The 14,633-nt window shown below is 27.0% G+C and carries 17 protein-coding genes; 6 read left to right on the top strand and 11 right to left on the bottom strand.

The genetic code is table 11. The annotated features are described in order from the left end of the window. Positions 1-28: 28 nt before the first annotated feature. Positions 29-1,480, top strand: a complete 1,452-nt coding sequence (gene tldD / locus D9V72_RS02020; RefSeq protein ID WP_158355054.1) for a metalloprotease TldD — start codon at positions 29-31, stop codon at positions 1,478-1,480. Between the two features lie 83 nt (positions 1,481-1,563). Here tldD and rplS read toward each other — a convergent pair whose 3' ends face one another. From rplS to D9V72_RS01990, 6 genes are all read right to left on the bottom strand, one after another. Continuing rightward, positions 1,564-1,911: a 50S ribosomal protein L19 gene (rplS, locus tag D9V72_RS02015; protein ID WP_158355052.1), complete on the bottom strand. Its 348-nt coding sequence runs from the start codon at positions 1,909-1,911 to the stop codon at positions 1,564-1,566. A 97-nt stretch (positions 1,912-2,008) separates the two neighbouring features. Further along, the gene (gene trmD, locus D9V72_RS02010; RefSeq protein WP_158355050.1) at positions 2,009-2,716 is read right to left on the bottom strand and encodes a tRNA (guanosine(37)-N1)-methyltransferase TrmD; all 708 of its coding nucleotides are present in this window, start codon (positions 2,714-2,716) and stop codon (positions 2,009-2,011) included. Between the two features lie 14 nt (positions 2,717-2,730). Next, positions 2,731-3,261 carry a ribosome maturation factor RimM gene (gene rimM, locus D9V72_RS02005; RefSeq protein WP_158355048.1) on the bottom strand — a complete coding sequence of 177 codons (531 nt, stop codon included), beginning with the start codon at positions 3,259-3,261 and terminating at the stop codon, positions 2,731-2,733. A 1-nt stretch (position 3,262) separates the two neighbouring features. Continuing rightward, positions 3,263-3,511, bottom strand: coding sequence for a 30S ribosomal protein S16 (gene rpsP, locus D9V72_RS02000; protein WP_158355046.1), 249 nt, complete (start codon positions 3,509-3,511; stop codon positions 3,263-3,265). Positions 3,512-3,633: 122 nt separating this feature from the next. Beyond that, positions 3,634-4,989, bottom strand: coding sequence for a signal recognition particle protein (gene ffh, locus D9V72_RS01995; protein WP_158355044.1), 1,356 nt, complete (start codon positions 4,987-4,989; stop codon positions 3,634-3,636). Between the two features lie 195 nt (positions 4,990-5,184). Continuing rightward, positions 5,185-6,342: a chorismate mutase gene (locus D9V72_RS01990; RefSeq protein ID WP_158355042.1), complete on the bottom strand. Its 1,158-nt coding sequence runs from the start codon at positions 6,340-6,342 to the stop codon at positions 5,185-5,187. A gap of 222 nt (positions 6,343-6,564) precedes the next feature. Here D9V72_RS01990 and rplM point away from each other — a divergent pair, with 222 nt between their 5' ends. Both rplM and rpsI read left to right on the top strand, forming a co-directional pair. Then, the gene (gene rplM / locus D9V72_RS01985; RefSeq protein WP_158355040.1) at positions 6,565-6,993 is read left to right on the top strand and encodes a 50S ribosomal protein L13; all 429 of its coding nucleotides are present in this window, start codon (positions 6,565-6,567) and stop codon (positions 6,991-6,993) included. 19 nt (positions 6,994-7,012) lie between these two features. Further along, positions 7,013-7,405, top strand: a complete 393-nt coding sequence (rpsI, locus tag D9V72_RS01980; RefSeq protein ID WP_158355038.1) for a 30S ribosomal protein S9 — start codon at positions 7,013-7,015, stop codon at positions 7,403-7,405. A gap of 63 nt (positions 7,406-7,468) precedes the next feature. On the opposite strand, the gene cgtA is transcribed toward rpsI, so the two are convergent. From cgtA to D9V72_RS01955, 5 genes are all read right to left on the bottom strand, one after another. Beyond that, the gene (gene cgtA / locus D9V72_RS01975) at positions 7,469-8,473 is read right to left on the bottom strand and encodes an Obg family GTPase CgtA (RefSeq protein WP_158355036.1); all 1,005 of its coding nucleotides are present in this window, start codon (positions 8,471-8,473) and stop codon (positions 7,469-7,471) included. 143 nt (positions 8,474-8,616) lie between these two features. Then, the gene (rpmA, locus tag D9V72_RS01970) at positions 8,617-8,871 is read right to left on the bottom strand and encodes a 50S ribosomal protein L27 (protein WP_158355034.1); all 255 of its coding nucleotides are present in this window, start codon (positions 8,869-8,871) and stop codon (positions 8,617-8,619) included. Between the two features lie 4 nt (positions 8,872-8,875). Next, entirely contained in the window at positions 8,876-9,202 is a 327-nt protein-coding gene (rplU, locus tag D9V72_RS01965; protein WP_158355032.1) for a 50S ribosomal protein L21, read from the bottom strand. Between the two features lie 119 nt (positions 9,203-9,321). After that, a complete protein-coding gene (gene murA / locus D9V72_RS01960) occupies positions 9,322-10,572 on the bottom strand; it encodes a UDP-N-acetylglucosamine 1-carboxyvinyltransferase (RefSeq protein ID WP_158355030.1) in 1,251 nt (416 codons plus the stop codon). 35 nt (positions 10,573-10,607) lie between these two features. Continuing rightward, positions 10,608-10,877, bottom strand: coding sequence for a BolA family protein (locus tag D9V72_RS01955; RefSeq protein ID WP_158355028.1), 270 nt, complete (start codon positions 10,875-10,877; stop codon positions 10,608-10,610). Positions 10,878-11,400: 523 nt separating this feature from the next. Between D9V72_RS01955 and greA the strand changes: the two genes are divergently transcribed. The 3 genes from greA to ftsH all read left to right on the top strand — a co-directional run bounded on the left by greA (position 11,401) and on the right by ftsH (position 14,478). Beyond that, complete coding sequence (greA, locus tag D9V72_RS01950; protein WP_261979232.1) at positions 11,401-11,877, top strand: transcription elongation factor GreA; 477 nt, start codon at positions 11,401-11,403, stop codon at positions 11,875-11,877. Positions 11,878-11,956: 79 nt separating this feature from the next. Then, positions 11,957-12,577, top strand: a complete 621-nt coding sequence (gene rlmE, locus D9V72_RS01945) for a 23S rRNA (uridine(2552)-2'-O)-methyltransferase RlmE (RefSeq protein WP_158355024.1) — start codon at positions 11,957-11,959, stop codon at positions 12,575-12,577. Positions 12,578-12,642: 65 nt separating this feature from the next. After that, positions 12,643-14,478 (top strand): ATP-dependent zinc metalloprotease FtsH, encoded by a 1,836-nt coding sequence (gene ftsH, locus D9V72_RS01940; protein WP_158355022.1) that lies wholly within the window; start codon positions 12,643-12,645, stop codon positions 14,476-14,478. Positions 14,479-14,633: the final 155 nt, after the last annotated feature.

Below are 14,633 nucleotides of genomic sequence, written 5' to 3'. Positions count from 1 at the left end.
AATATTATCATAAATTAAGTGAGTTTAAATGACATTTGAATTAGTTACTGAAAATTTGTTATCTGCAAATCAAATAAATTCTCAAGATATTTTTATTTCTTTGGAAGAACTTTGTAAACGCAAGTTAGATTATGGGGATCTGTATTTTCAATCTCACATTCATGAATCTTGGTCGTTAGAAAACGGCATTATAAAAGAAGGAAATTATCATTCTGACCAAGGTATTGGAGTTAGAGCTATTAAAGGAGAAAGTACAGGATTTGCCTACGCAGATCAAATATCAATAGATTCCTTGAGAACTAGTACTAATAAAGCATGTAGTATTATTTTTACAAAAGGTTCAGGAAAAACAAAAACCTTATCAAGAAAACAAATACAACCTTTTTATAGTACTGCGAATCCTTTGCCAATATTCTCTTCTAGAGAAAAAATTGATCTTCTTTATAGAGCAAATCATATAGCACGCAGTTTTGATTCTCGTGTTATAGAAGTAAACGCCACCTTAACAGGAGGGTATGAGCAGATTTTAATTGCTTCCACTGATGGGGATTTAGCAACAGATATAAGACCATCAGTACAATTTTCAATTAGTGTTTTAGTTGAAGATCATGGAAAAAGAGAGCGTGGTCGCAGTGGAGGAGGAAGTCGTACCGACTATAACTTTTTTTTAGATAAAGATGATTTTTCAAAAGAAATTAGAATTGATTATTGGTCTAAAGAAGCTGTTCGTATAGCTTTATTAAATTTATCTTCAAAAGAAGCTCCTTCAGGTACATTTCCAGTAGTTTTAGGCTCTGGATGGCCAGGTGTTCTGTTACATGAGGCCGTAGGTCATGGTTTAGAAGGCGATTTTAATAGAAGAGGTACTTCAATATTCACTAATATGATTGGTAAAAGGGTTGCATCAGAATTATGTACTATTATTGATGATGGAACAATTAAAGATCAGCGTGGATCATTAAGTATCGATGATGAAGGTACTCCAGGTCAATATAATGTTTTAATTGAAAATGGAATACTAAAAAAGTATATGCAGGATAAAATGAATGCACGTTTAATGGGAATGAAATCCACTGGAAATGCACGTCGTGAATCTTATTCATATTTACCTATGCCTCGTATGACTAATACTTATATGTTATCTGGAACATCTAAAATAGATGATATAATTAAAAGTGTTGATTATGGAATATATGCTTTAAATTTTTCTGGAGGTCAAGTTGATATTACTTCTGGAAAATTTGTATTTTCCACTTCCGAAGCTTATTTAATTAAGAAAGGAAAAATTTTGACACCAATTAAAAATACAACTCTAATAGGATCAGGTTTAGAAGTAATGCAACAAATATCTATGGTTGGTGATGATTTAAAAATGGATCAAGGAATGGGTATCTGTGGTAAGGATGGTCAAAATATTCCAGTTGGAATTGGTCAACCATCGATGAAATTAGAAAAATTAACTATCGGTGGAACTTTATAATTTTTAGAAATAAAAATCAATTACTATTTACATAGTATAAAAAATAATGCAGTCAAGAATTCTATTATGACTGCATATTAAAATTAATTTAGTCTTTCTTTAATACGTGCAGCTTTTCCAGTACGAGTTCTTAAATAATATAATTTAGCTTTTCTAACTAAACCTTTTCTTTTTATAATAATTTCATCAATACTATGAGAATGTGTTTGAAAAACTCGTTCAATACCTTCTCCATTAGAAATTTTACGTACAGTAAAAGATGAATTCAAATAACGATTTTTTATTGCTATTACTATTCCTTCAAAAGATTGTAGACGTTTTTTAGAACCCTCAATAACCCATACTTTCACTTCCACAGTATCTCCGGATCTAAAAATAGGTATATTTTTTTTTATTTGTTCTTTTTCAATTTCTTGAATTATACTGAGCATAATTTCCTCTTTAATTCAGAAAAATAAAAAAATTAATAATTATTTTTTTCTCTAAATTTTTTTTTAAATTCATTTAACAGCATTGTTTCTTCTTCTGTTAATTTTTTTTTTTTAGAAGATCAGGACGTTTAATCCATGTTGTTCCAAGTGATTTTTTTAAACGCCAAATACGAATTTGATCATGATTTCCAGACAATAATATTTTAGGCACTGACATGTTTTTTATAATTTCAGGTCGAGTATAACTGGGATAATCAAGTAGATTATTAGAAAAAGAATCTTCTTCTATTGACTTTTTTTTAATAACACCTGGAATTAATCGAGAAATAGAGTCAATCATAACCATTGCAGCTAATTCTCCTCCGGTCAGTATATAACTTCCTATAGACCATTCTTCATCTACTTGATTAGCAATAATTCTTTGGTCTATTCCCTCGTATCGACCACATATAAAGATAATTTTTTTTTTTTTAATCAATTCTGTTATATTATTTTGTTCTAATTTTTTACCTTGAGGAGATAGATAAATAACAGTTGCATTTTTTAATCTGGACTTAGCTTCTTGAATAGCTAGATATAATGGTTCAAAACTCATCAACATTCCAGGTCCTCCTCCATAAGGACGATCGTCTACAGATTTATATTTGTTTTTACTAAAATTTCTTGGGTTAAGAAAATTAATATTAATAATTTTTTTTTTAATTGCTTGTCCTATTATGCCATAATTAATAATCGCATTAAACATTTCCGGGAAAATAGTAATAACATTAAAATACATTATAGTATCATTATATTTTTTTTTCATTTAGAATACATAATTTAGTTCCATTGAACAAATATAAATTTATTTTTAGTATCTACATTTTTAATTATTTCGTTCTCGATAAATGGAATTAATATATTGTTTTTAAATACATCTGATTTATTTTTTATTATAAGAACATCATTATTTTTCATTCTTATTAAATTAATTACAGTTCCTAAATAACTTTGATCTGTATTAAATACTTTGTAGTTGATAATATCATGCCAATAATAATCATTTTTTTTTAATAAAGGCAATGTATTTTTACTAATAATTATCTCTGAATTAGTAAATTTTTCAGTTATTGAGCGATTGGAAATGCCTTTTATATTGACAATGAAATGATCTTTATATTTTTTCCAATTTTCAATTTCAATTTTTTCCCATTTTTTCTCTTTTAAAAAAAACCATGGAAGATAATTAAATATTGCGTCTTTTTTTTCTGTGAAAGAAAAAATGTGTATCCAGCCCAATATGCCATAAGATTTTCCAACTTTTCCTACTAATAATGGTTTTTCTGGTATATTAATACTGATATTGATAATCTTACCTCTTCTTATTTAGTAATTTTATTAATTTTTTAGTTCTTTCTGACATTTGAGCACCTTGATTAGTCCAGTATTTAATACGTTCTAAATTTAATTTTAGTGCTTCAGACTTTCCTCTAGCAATAGGATTAAAATATCCTAAACGTTCAATAAAACGGCCGTTTCTAGAAAAACGACTATCTGCTACTACTATCTTATAAAAAGGACATTTTTTTGTCCCATATTTAGCTAAACGAATTTTTACCATATTTTTTTCTTCTTAAAAGTTGTTAGATTAAAAGGATTGTTTTAAATCAATTGAAAAAATTATATTTTGTGATTAAAAAGCATAAGAAAAACATTAAATATATATTTTTATAATATAATTTTTTAAAAATTTTTAGGCAGCATGTTTTTTATTCCACGCATCACTTTTGTTATTCCATCAGTTTTAATTTTTTTCATAATTCTTCGTATATCATCAAAATTTTTTAATAGTTTATTTACGTCTTGTATTTTTGTTCCAGAACCTAAAGCTATTCTACGTTTTCTTGAACCTTTTATAATCATTGGTTTTTTTCTTTCTTTAGGTGTCATAGAACATATCATTGCTTCTGCTTTATTTAAAGTATTTTTGTCTGTATTTAACAATGATATACTATTAGATAGTTGATGATTTATAGAAAATTTGTCTATAAAATAATTTAAACCTCCTATTTTTTTCATTTGTTTAATTTGTGTTAAAAAATCATTTAGATTAAAATCATGACCTTTCTTTAATTTTTTTGTTAATTTTTGAAGTTGTGATTGATCTATTTTTTCTTCAATATCTTCAATAAGAGATATAATATCATTCATTCCCAGAATTCTATCAACTATTCTTTCAGGATAAAATGCTTCTAAAGATGTCATTTTTTCTCCTGTTCCTATAAACTTGATAGGTTTTCCAGTAATATATCTCATAGATAAAGCAATTCCGCTTCTGGAATCACTATCTGTTTTAGTTAATATGATACCAGATATTAATAGATGCTCATTGAATGTTTTTGCCATATTTATAGCATCTTGGCCCATCATAGAATCTACTACTAATAGTGTTTCAATAGGTTGTGATACATGTTGTATTTTCTGGATTTCATGCATCATTTTTGTATCAATATGTAAACGTCCTGCTGTATCAATTAATAAAATGTCATATAATTTTAATTGCGCGTGTTTTATTGCTTTTTCAGTTATTTCTATTGGTTCTTCATTTTCACCAGATATAAAAAAATCTACTTCGATTTGCTGAGATAATATTTGAAGTTGTTTAATAGCGGCTGCACGATAAATATCAGTAGACATGATTAATATTTTTTTCTTATATTTATTTTTAATCCATTGTCCTAGTTTTGCTAAACTAGTAGTTTTGCCTGATCCTTGTAAACCAACTACTAATATAATTGCTGGTGGTTTAATAGATAAATTTAAAGAATTGTTTTTTTCACCCATTGCTAAAATTAATTCATGTTTAACTATTTTTATAAATTCTTGTCCAGGAGTTAAACTTTTATTTATTTGTTTACCAATTGATTTATTTTTAACATTTTCTATAAATTTTTTGATTACTGATAATGTCACATCTGCTTCTAATAATGCTTTTCGAACTTCTCTTATCGTGTCTTGGATATTTTCTTCTGTGAGTCTTCCTTTATTTATAATTTTCTTTAAACTATTTGAAAGACGTTGCGTTAAATTTTCAAACATTATTTATTACTCACGTTACATTTCCTAAAAAATTATCAAAAATAATAATTATTTTTAAAATATAATATTTATTAGTTAACAACTAATTATTTTTTATATTTTAAAAAAATTGAAAAAAATATTTAAAATTATTTTTTAGTTTTAAATATGAAAGGTATAAATTCTACATTTAAAAATAATACATTTTTAAAAATTTTATTGTGTTATTGGATATGCATTTTCATTGGGATAACAGCCTAAAATTTTTATAAATTTAGTAATTTTTTTAATTCTTTTAAGAATATTTTGCATTAGTACTGATGATATATTGACTTCGATATCAATATAAAATATTTCTTCCGATGGGTTCTTATATAATATTTGGGAAGTTAATTTTTTCATAATTATTTTTTTTTCTTTCAATATTAACAAAACTTTATCAAGTGCTCCTGATTCTTGTTCTACACTAAATATTAATGTTGTTTTAGTTGGTATTTTTTCAGAAATTTCTATTGAATTTCGATTTAATACAACAAATCTTGTGATATTTTTTTCTTTATTTGCTAAATTTTTAGTTAAAATTTTTAAACCATAAATTTTACTTCCTATTTCACTTCCTAATGCTGCATTAGTTGTTTTATGATATTTAGTAAGTTTTTTCATTGCATCTGCAGTACTTTTAGTATATTTAATTTTCCATTCTGGAAATTGTTTAATAAAATTACTACATTGTTGAAAGGGTTGAGGATGGCTATATACTGTTGTAATCTTGTTTAATTCAGTTTTTTCAAGAGCAAGCAAACAATGATTGATAAAAATGTTAATTTCTCCAATAATAAATAAATTAGTATTTTTTAAGATATGAAAAACTTCGTGAATAAAGCCAGAACAAGTGTTTTCAATAGGTAAAATCGCATAATCTGCTTCATTGTTTTCAACTGATAAAATCACTTCCTCAAATGTTGCACATTCATTTATAATGCATTTTTGAAAATTTCGATTTGCGTATTCACAAGCAGCAATATGTGAGTAAGAGCCTTTAGGTCCGAGAAACGAAAAATGAGCAGGAACTAATTTATGATTATCACAAAATTTTTCTAACAACTTCTTTTGAGTTGAAACAGATTCTTCAATTATTAACTGGAATAATCTATTTATATAATCAGACGTAAGATGATTTTTTTTGCCCAAAATTGTTAATTTTTGTAACATTTTTTTCTCACGTTCCAGATCTCGTATTGCTTGATTATTTTTTATTTTAGATTGAGCTATTTTAAAGACTAATTTTTTTCTTTCTGCTAATAATTTTACTATTTTTTTATCGATATTGTTAATTTCATCACGAAATATTAACAAAGAATTTTGAGTAGGCATAATTTATTACCTATAAAAGATATAATTTTTCTGAATATAAAATAAATATAGCAAATTAGATAAAATTCTCAAAAAATATGATTGATACAATTAATTCAATTTCACAAAAAATATAAAAAATACTATAAAATATATTTTTAGTAAAATATGTTTACTATATATTATTAATCTCAATCATAGTATTATTTTCTGTATAAATAATTATTTTAAAATAGGTTCTATATGAAAACTTTTTCACTTAAATCAGGTAATATTAAAAGAAATTGGTATTATGTAGATGCAACTAATAAAATATTGGGTAGATTAGCAAGTGTGTTATCATTTTATCTTCGAGGAAAACATAAATCTGAATACACACCTCATCTTGATACTGGTGATTATATTATAGTCATAAATGCTTCGAAAATATTAGTCACAGGAAATAAAAAAACTGATAAAATTTATTATCATCATACGGGTTACGTCGGTGGTATAAAACAATCTAGATTTGAAGAAATGATTTCTCGTCATCCAGAAAGAGTGATAGAAATTGCAGTAAAAGGTATGCTTCCAAAAGGTCCCTTAGGACGTTCCATGTTCAAAAAATTAAAGGTTTTTTCTAATGAACATCATGGACATGCAGCACAATGTCCTCAATTTCTTAATATTTAATAAAAGGTATATAAAATAAATGATTCAGATTCAAAACTATGGTACTGGTCGTCGTAAAAGCTCTTCTGCTAGAGTATTTCTTAGATCTGGTAATGGAGAAATTATGGTGAACAAACGTTCTTTAAATGAGTATTTTGGTCGTGAAACTTCTTGTATGATTGTTCGTCAACCATTAGAATTAGTTGATATGGCAGATAAATTTAATATTTATATTACAGTAAAAGGCGGAGGCATTTCTGGTCAAGCCGGTGCAATTCGTCAAGGTATTACTCGTGCTTTGATTAAATACAATCAATTATTACGTTTTGAATTAAGAAAATCTGGATTTGTAACACGTGATTCACGTCAAGTTGAACGTAAAAAAGTTGGTTTTCGAAAAGCTAGAAAGCGTCCACAATTTTCTAAACGCTAAACTGAGCATAATTGATTTTGATTTATAAAGAACTTGGTTTTTTTGATGGACCGAGTTCTTTTTTTATTTCATCAAATACTTGCTTATATCAAAACATAATTTTTTTATACCAGTTTTGTTCATTGAAGAAATAAAATAGCATTTTTCATCTATTTTGCATTGGTATTTGAGTTCATTAATCGTTTGATTTAATTTTCCTGGACTTAATAAATCTATTTTATTAAAAACCAACCATCTTGGTTTGTTGTATAGTTTTAGATTATATTTTTTTAATTCATTTAAAACAATAGCTATATTATCTACTGGGTGTAAACTATTTTCAGGAACTAAATCAACAATATGCAGTAATAATTTGCATCTTTCTAAATGTTTTAAAAAATGAATTCCTAATCCAGAGCCATTAGATGCACCTTTAATTATACCTGGAATATCTGCTATAATAAATTTTTTGTTGTTTTGAATAGTCACGCTTCCTAAAATTGGATTTAATGTTGTAAATGGATAATTTGCAATTTTTGTTTTAGCTCCGGATATATTTCTAACTAACGTAGACTTTCCGACATTAGGCATTCCTAATGTTCCAACATCAGCAATTAAAATTAGTTCTAATTGTATATCCCTTTTTTCTCCTATTGTACCTAATGTACTTCTTCTAGGAGTTCTATTTGTCGAAGATTTAAATCTAGTATTACCTAATCCATGCCAACCTCCTTTAGCAATTAATATTTGTTGTTTGTCTCGAATTAGATCACCTATTATTTCTCTTGTTTGATAGTTTATCACTCTTGTTCCTATAGGAACATCTATTTTTATATCACTTCCTTTTTTTCCAGAACATTTTCTACTTGATCCATTTTGTCCATTTTGTGCTTGAAATTTCTTTTTGAATCTAAAATCTATAAGAGTATTTAAATTATTATTAGCTTCTAACCAGACATTTCCGCCGTCTCCACCGTCTCCACCATCTGGACCTCCTTTAGGTACATATTTTTCTCTTCTAAAATTTACACAACCATTTCCACCATTACCAGCAATAACTTCTATTATAGTTTCATCGATAAATTTCATTTTTTCATCCATGTATAATATTTTTTTATATTAGCAAGTATTTTAATATTTTACGCTTTTATTAATAAAATTAATTAGTTTGTATATTTTATAAAAAATATGGAACCCCTGGCATAGGGGTTTTTCATATATAAATGACTTATTTAATTAATAATATTTATGTATGTTCTTTTTTTTAATCCTTTTTTTTTGAATTCCACCTTTCCTTGTACAACAGCAAAAATTGTATGATCTTTTCCACAACCTACATTTTTACCCGGATGAAATTTTGTTCCACGTTGTTTGACAATTATACTTCCTGCTGAAATTAATTGGCCGCCAAAACATTTAACTCCTAGTCTTTGAGCGTTAGAATCGCGTCCATTTCTAGTAGAACCACCAGCTTTTTTATGTGCCATTTATTTAAATTTCTCCTGTGATATTACTAATATCTATGATTTTTATATCAGTGAAATACTGACGATGACCCTGTTGTTTTTTATAATGTTTGCGACGATTGAATTTAATAATTTTAATCTTTTTAAGACGACCATGATTTTGAATATGAGCTTTTATTACCCCACCTGTTATAAAAGGAGTTCCAATTTTTATTGAATCTTTATCAGAAATCATGAGAATTTTATCAAATTCTATAGTTTCCCCCAATAGATTCTTTAATTTTTCTAATCTAATCACTTGGTTTTTAATTACTCGATATTGTTTTCCACCGCTTACAAAAACTGCATACATAAAACACTCCGGTTCTTTAACATTTTCTATTTTTATGATTTTTTTATAAAAAAATTAAATTTTATAAAATTTTCTTTTGATAAGAGTTAGTTACATATTACAGAAAAAATTAATTAAAATTATATAATTTTAATATCAGCTCCTAATTTATTTAATTTATTAGGAAATGATTCATATCCTCTAATAAGATGATGAGTATGATTTACTATTGTTAAACCTACAGCAATACATCCTGCTAATATTAATGTTGCTGATGCTCTTAAATCACTACAAAAAACATTAGAAGATATTAATTTAGGTATCCCATAACATATAATGGTATTATTTTTAATTTTTATTTTGGCACCCATATTAATTAATTCAGATATATAAACAAAACGATTTTCAAATATAGTTTCGGTTATAGTACCTATGCCATCAGAAATAGTATTCAATAAAGCAAATTGAGCCTGCATATCTGTTGGAAATCCCGGATAGGGAGAAGTGCAAATATTCAAAGACTTAGGTCTTTTCCCTCTCATATCTAATTTAATCCAGTCGTTTCCTGTTTTAATTTTTGCTCCAGCTTCAGTTAATTTTATTAATACACTTTGTAAGTGTTTAGGTTCAGTTTTATGACAAATAATGTGGCCTTGAGAAGCTGCTGCACCGACTAAAAAAGTTCCTGTTTCAATTCTATCTGGAATTACTCGATGTGCACCACCAGTTAATTTTGAAACTCCTTGAATACATATTTTATTACTACCTGCACCAATAATATTGGCTCCGATGGTATTTAAAAACTTTGCAATGTCAACGATTTCTGGTTCGCGAGCGGCATTATCAATTACTGTAGAACCCTGAGCTAAAGTAGCAGCACTCATAATTGTAATAGTAGCACCGACACTAATTTTTTCCATTAAAATATATTTTCCCTGTAAACGACCTTTCACAGAAGCATTAATGCAATTATTTTTTAAATTAATTTTAGCTCCTAACTGTATTAAACCATTTAAATGTAAATCTACAGGTCTGCTTCCAATTTTGCATCCTCCTGGTAAAAATATTTTAGCTTTGCCAAAGCGTGCTAAAAGAGGACCTAAGATCCAAATAGATGCTCTAATTTTTTTAATTAAATGATATGGAGCATAAAAAATATTTATTGAGCTTGCATCGATATATAATATTTTTTTATATTTTATTTTTACGCCTAAATATATAAGTAATTTGAGTGCTATATTAATATCAGTTAAATTTGGAACATTACTAATTTCAACTTTTTCCTCTGTTAATATAGTCATAAATAAAATAGGTAATGCTGCGTTTTTAGAACCTGAGATAACAACATTGCCATTTAAATTTTTATTTCCTTGTACGTGCAGTTTATCCATAGATCAATCAATCTCTATTATATTAATATAATTTTTTATTTTAATAGATAATCAGAATTGTTTTTCTTATCATTCTTTTCCCATTCCTCAGGCGTATAAGCCGTAATAGATACAGCATGAATATGTTTCTCTTTGATCATGTTTATTAAAGGAGTGTAAACTATTTGTTGTCGTTTTACTTGAGTTCTACCTTTAAAAATGTCTCCTATAGCAGTTATCTTAATAAAATTTCTATCTCCTGTAATATAAGTTTTTTTTAGATTTAATTTTGTAGAAAGTAATAATTTTATATCTTGATTTTCCATTTTTTAGTGTACTTTTAATTAGAGATGTAATGTCGTATTAAAATCTTGAACAAGAATTAACATTTTTTATTAATTAAAAATGTTATTAATTAAGTTAATTAAGAATATATAAATATATGCAACTAAATTTTTAAAATTTTGATAAATTTTATTTTTTACTTTAAAATAGATGAATATATTTTAATATTAAAATATATATTTTGAAAAAACATCAGATTGAATAAAAAACTCTTTTTAAGAAATTAGTTGAATAAATTTAACATTTTTATTTTTTTATATTTTTATTATCTATAAAATTTAATTAAATTTTATTAAGAAAACGTTCTTTTTTTGGAATCTTTAATTTAAAATTTTTAGTAAGAGATATAATATAAAAATATTGATATTTGAGAAATTCTATAAAATATAATGCGATTAAATAAAAAATATAATTTAACATTTTTTTAAATTTTTAAAAATATTTTTTATTTTTTAAAGAATTATTTTTAAAAATTACACAATAAAATAGTGGAGTATTTATATGATTAATTTAATTCCAATGACTGTAAGAGGGGCAGAAAAACTTCGTCAAGAACTTGAAAAATTAAAAAGCATACAACGTCCTCGTATTATTAGTGCGATAGCAGAAGCTAGAGAACATGGTGATTTGAAAGAAAATGCCGAATATCATTCTGCTCGTGAAGAACAAAGTTTTTGCGAAGGACGTATTAAAGAAATTGAGTCTAAGTTATCTAATTCTCAAATTATAGATATCACGAAAATATCTAATGATGGTCGAGTAATTTTTGGTTCTACTGTTGAAATTTTAAATATAAAAAATAACGAAAAATTTATTTATCAAATTGTAGGTGATGATGAATCTGATTTTAAAAAAAATTTAATTTCTATTAATTCTCCAATAGCAAGAGGTCTCATTGGGAAAAATAATAATGATACTGTAATTATACATACACCAGGCGGTGATGTTGAATATAAGATTTTAAAGATAAATTATATATAATTTTTAAATTTAAAACTTAAGATAATTGAAATTTTTGTGAAATTTTTGATTAAAAAATTAATTTTAAAATAGTGAAGACATGATATCCAAAAAAAAAACAAGTAGTTCTAATCGTTGGTTATTAGAACATTTTAAAGATCAATATGTCAAGGATGCGAAAAAAAATAATATACGTTCAAGAGCTTGGTTTAAATTAGAACAATTAGATAAAAGTAATAAATTATTCAAAACTGGTATGAGTGTAATTGATTTGGGTGCTGCTCCTGGAAGTTGGTCACAATACGCTGTTAATAGAATAGGTAAAAAAGGACGTGTTATAGCTTGTGATATATTACCTATAAGACCTATAGAAGGTGTTAATGTTTTTCAAGGAGATTTTCGTAATAAAAAAACATTAAATTTAATGCTAAGTTCTGTAAGAAACACTACATTTCAGCTGGTAATGTCAGATATGGCTCCTAATATAACGGGAAATTTTTCTATTGATATGCCGCGAATTATTGACTTGTGTAAGTTGGCATTAAAAATATCAAATTACTTGTTATCTAAAAATGGTATTTTTTTGTTGAAATCATTTCAGGGAGAAGGTTTTAATGAATTATATAAAGAAATTAAAATGTTATTTACAAAAATTAAAATTTGTAAACCTAAAACTTCTCGAACAAGATCTCGAGAGATATTCATTCTAGCAACCAGATGAAAATTATAATAGTCTGTGTTGTTTTTAAAATATAGATTCAATGAGAGGTTGTTCCTTTGAGTGACATGGTTAAAAACCTGATCTTCTGGTTAGTTATCACAGTTGTATTAATGTCTATTTTCCAAAATTTTAATACTAATGATATAAATAATCATAGAGTTGATTATTCTACTTTTTTATCAGAAGTAAATCAGGATCAGGTCCGTGAAGCATATATTAACGGACGTATGATTAGTGTTACGAAAAAAGATAGTAGTAAATACACTACGTATATTCCTGTTAATGATCCTAAACTTTTAGATAATCTTTTAACAAAAAGAGTTAAAATTATTGGAGCAACACCTGAAGAACCAAGTCTTCTGATTTCAATTCTTATATCTTGGTTTCCGATGTTATTACTTATTGGTGTTTGGATTTTTTTTATGCGTCAAATGCAAATGGGTGGTGGAAAAGGTGCAATGTCATTTGGAAAAAGTAAAGCTCGTATGCTATCAGAAGATCAAATTCAAACTACCTTTGCAGATGTTGCGGGATGTGATGAAGCAAAAGAAGAAGTTAGTGAATTAGTAGAATATCTTAAAGAACCTAGTCGTTTTCAGAAATTAGGAGGGAAAATTCCTAAGGGCATATTAATGGTTGGACCACCTGGTACTGGTAAAACATTACTTGCTAAAGCAATAGCTGGAGAAGCGAAAGTTCCTTTTTTTACTATTTCTGGATCTGATTTTGTTGAAATGTTTGTCGGAGTAGGTGCTTCAAGAGTAAGAGATATGTTCGAACATTCGAGAAAATCTGCACCATGTATAATTTTTATTGATGAGATTGATGCTGTAGGACGTCAAAGAGGTACTGGATTGGGTGGAGGACATGATGAGAGAGAACAAACACTTAACCAAATGTTAGTGGAAATGGATGGTTTTGACGGTAACGAAGGTATTATTTTAATAGCAGCAACTAATAGACCTGATGTTTTAGATCCAGCTCTTTTGCGTCCTGGTCGTTTTGATCGTCAAGTTATTGTAGCACTACCAGATATTCGGGGAAGAGAGCAAATTTTAAAAGTACACATGAGAAAAGTTCCTTTGTCTAAAGATGTAGATCCCATGATTATTGCACGCGGTACACCAGGTTTTTCAGGTGCTGATTTAGCGAATTTAGTCAATGAAGCAGCCCTTTTTGCAGCTAGACTCGATAATCGTGTAGTTTCTATGTTGGAATTTGAAAGAGCTAAAGATAAAATGATGATGGGTTCTGAAAGAAGATCGATGGTTATGAGTGATTTTCAAAAAGAGTCTACAGCATATCATGAAGCTGGCCACGTTATTATTGGAAGATTGGTACCTGATCATGATCCTGCACATAAAGTAACTATTATTCCTAGAGGGCGAGCATTGGGGGTTACATTTTTTTTACCTGAATCAGACACTCTTAGCATAAGTCGTCAAAAATTAGAAAGTCAAATATCTACTTTATATGGTGGTCGTTTAGCAGAAGAAATTATTTATGGTGCTGAGAATGTTTCTACTGGTGCTTATAATGATATTAAAATAGCTACAAGCTTAGCGCGAAATATGGTCACTCAATGGGGCTTTTCAGAAAAATTAGGTCCTTTATTATATGCTGAAGAAGAAGGAGAAGTGTTTTTGGGACGCTCAGTAGCTAAAGCAAAGCACATGTCTGATGAAACAGCGAGAATTATTGATGAAGAAGTAAAATTATTAATTGAAATTAATTATAGTAGAGCTAGGAATATTTTAAATGAAAACATTGATATATTACATGCTATGAAAGAAGCTTTAATAAAATATGAGACTATTGATGCATTTCAAATTGACGATTTAATGAAAAGAAAAGAAGTACGAAAACCAAAGGGATGGATCGAGACAGATATAAATAAATAATTTCTTTAATTTAGAAATACAAATATATTTTTGTATATTTTGCAAAAATTTTATTTTAAAAAATATTAATTTTATAATGTTTAACATTCCTTCATTTAATGTATCTTAAAATAAGATGAAGTGATAAAATTATTATAACTTCATCTTGTTTTTAA

The organism is Buchnera aphidicola (Macrosiphum gaurae) (genome assembly GCF_005080965.1).
In the GTDB taxonomy this organism is placed as follows: Bacteria; Pseudomonadota; Gammaproteobacteria; order Enterobacterales; family Enterobacteriaceae; genus Buchnera; species Buchnera aphidicola_S.
Note: the sequence above shows the minus strand (reverse complement) of the source record. Positions and strands in the feature narration are given on the sequence as shown.

Bases quoted from the DNA above. Each gene is read 5' to 3' on its own strand.
- tldD (WP_158355054.1), top strand. From the start codon at position 29: ATGACATTTGAATTAGTTACTGAAAATTTGTTATCTGCAAATCAAATA.
- rplS (WP_158355052.1), bottom strand. From the start codon at position 1,911: ATGCTCAGTATAATTCAAGAAATTGAAAAAGAACAAATAAAAAAAAAT.
- trmD (WP_158355050.1), bottom strand. From the start codon at position 2,716: ATGAAAAAAAAATATAATGATACTATAATGTATTTTAATGTTATTACT.
- rpsP (WP_158355046.1), bottom strand. From the start codon at position 3,511: ATGGTAAAAATTCGTTTAGCTAAATATGGGACAAAAAAATGTCCTTTT.
- ffh (WP_158355044.1), bottom strand. From the start codon at position 4,989: ATGTTTGAAAATTTAACGCAACGTCTTTCAAATAGTTTAAAGAAAATT.
- D9V72_RS01990 (WP_158355042.1), bottom strand. From the start codon at position 6,342: ATGCCTACTCAAAATTCTTTGTTAATATTTCGTGATGAAATTAACAAT.
- rplM (WP_158355040.1), top strand. From the start codon at position 6,565: ATGAAAACTTTTTCACTTAAATCAGGTAATATTAAAAGAAATTGGTAT.
- rpsI (WP_158355038.1), top strand. From the start codon at position 7,013: ATGATTCAGATTCAAAACTATGGTACTGGTCGTCGTAAAAGCTCTTCT.
- cgtA (WP_158355036.1), bottom strand. From the start codon at position 8,473: ATGAAATTTATCGATGAAACTATAATAGAAGTTATTGCTGGTAATGGT.
- rpmA (WP_158355034.1), bottom strand. From the start codon at position 8,871: ATGGCACATAAAAAAGCTGGTGGTTCTACTAGAAATGGACGCGATTCT.
- rplU (WP_158355032.1), bottom strand. From the start codon at position 9,202: ATGTATGCAGTTTTTGTAAGCGGTGGAAAACAATATCGAGTAATTAAA.
- murA (WP_158355030.1), bottom strand. From the start codon at position 10,572: ATGGATAAACTGCACGTACAAGGAAATAAAAATTTAAATGGCAATGTT.
- D9V72_RS01955 (WP_158355028.1), bottom strand. From the start codon at position 10,877: ATGGAAAATCAAGATATAAAATTATTACTTTCTACAAAATTAAATCTA.
- rlmE (WP_158355024.1), top strand. From the start codon at position 11,957: ATGATATCCAAAAAAAAAACAAGTAGTTCTAATCGTTGGTTATTAGAA.
- ftsH (WP_158355022.1), top strand. From the start codon at position 12,643: ATGGTTAAAAACCTGATCTTCTGGTTAGTTATCACAGTTGTATTAATG.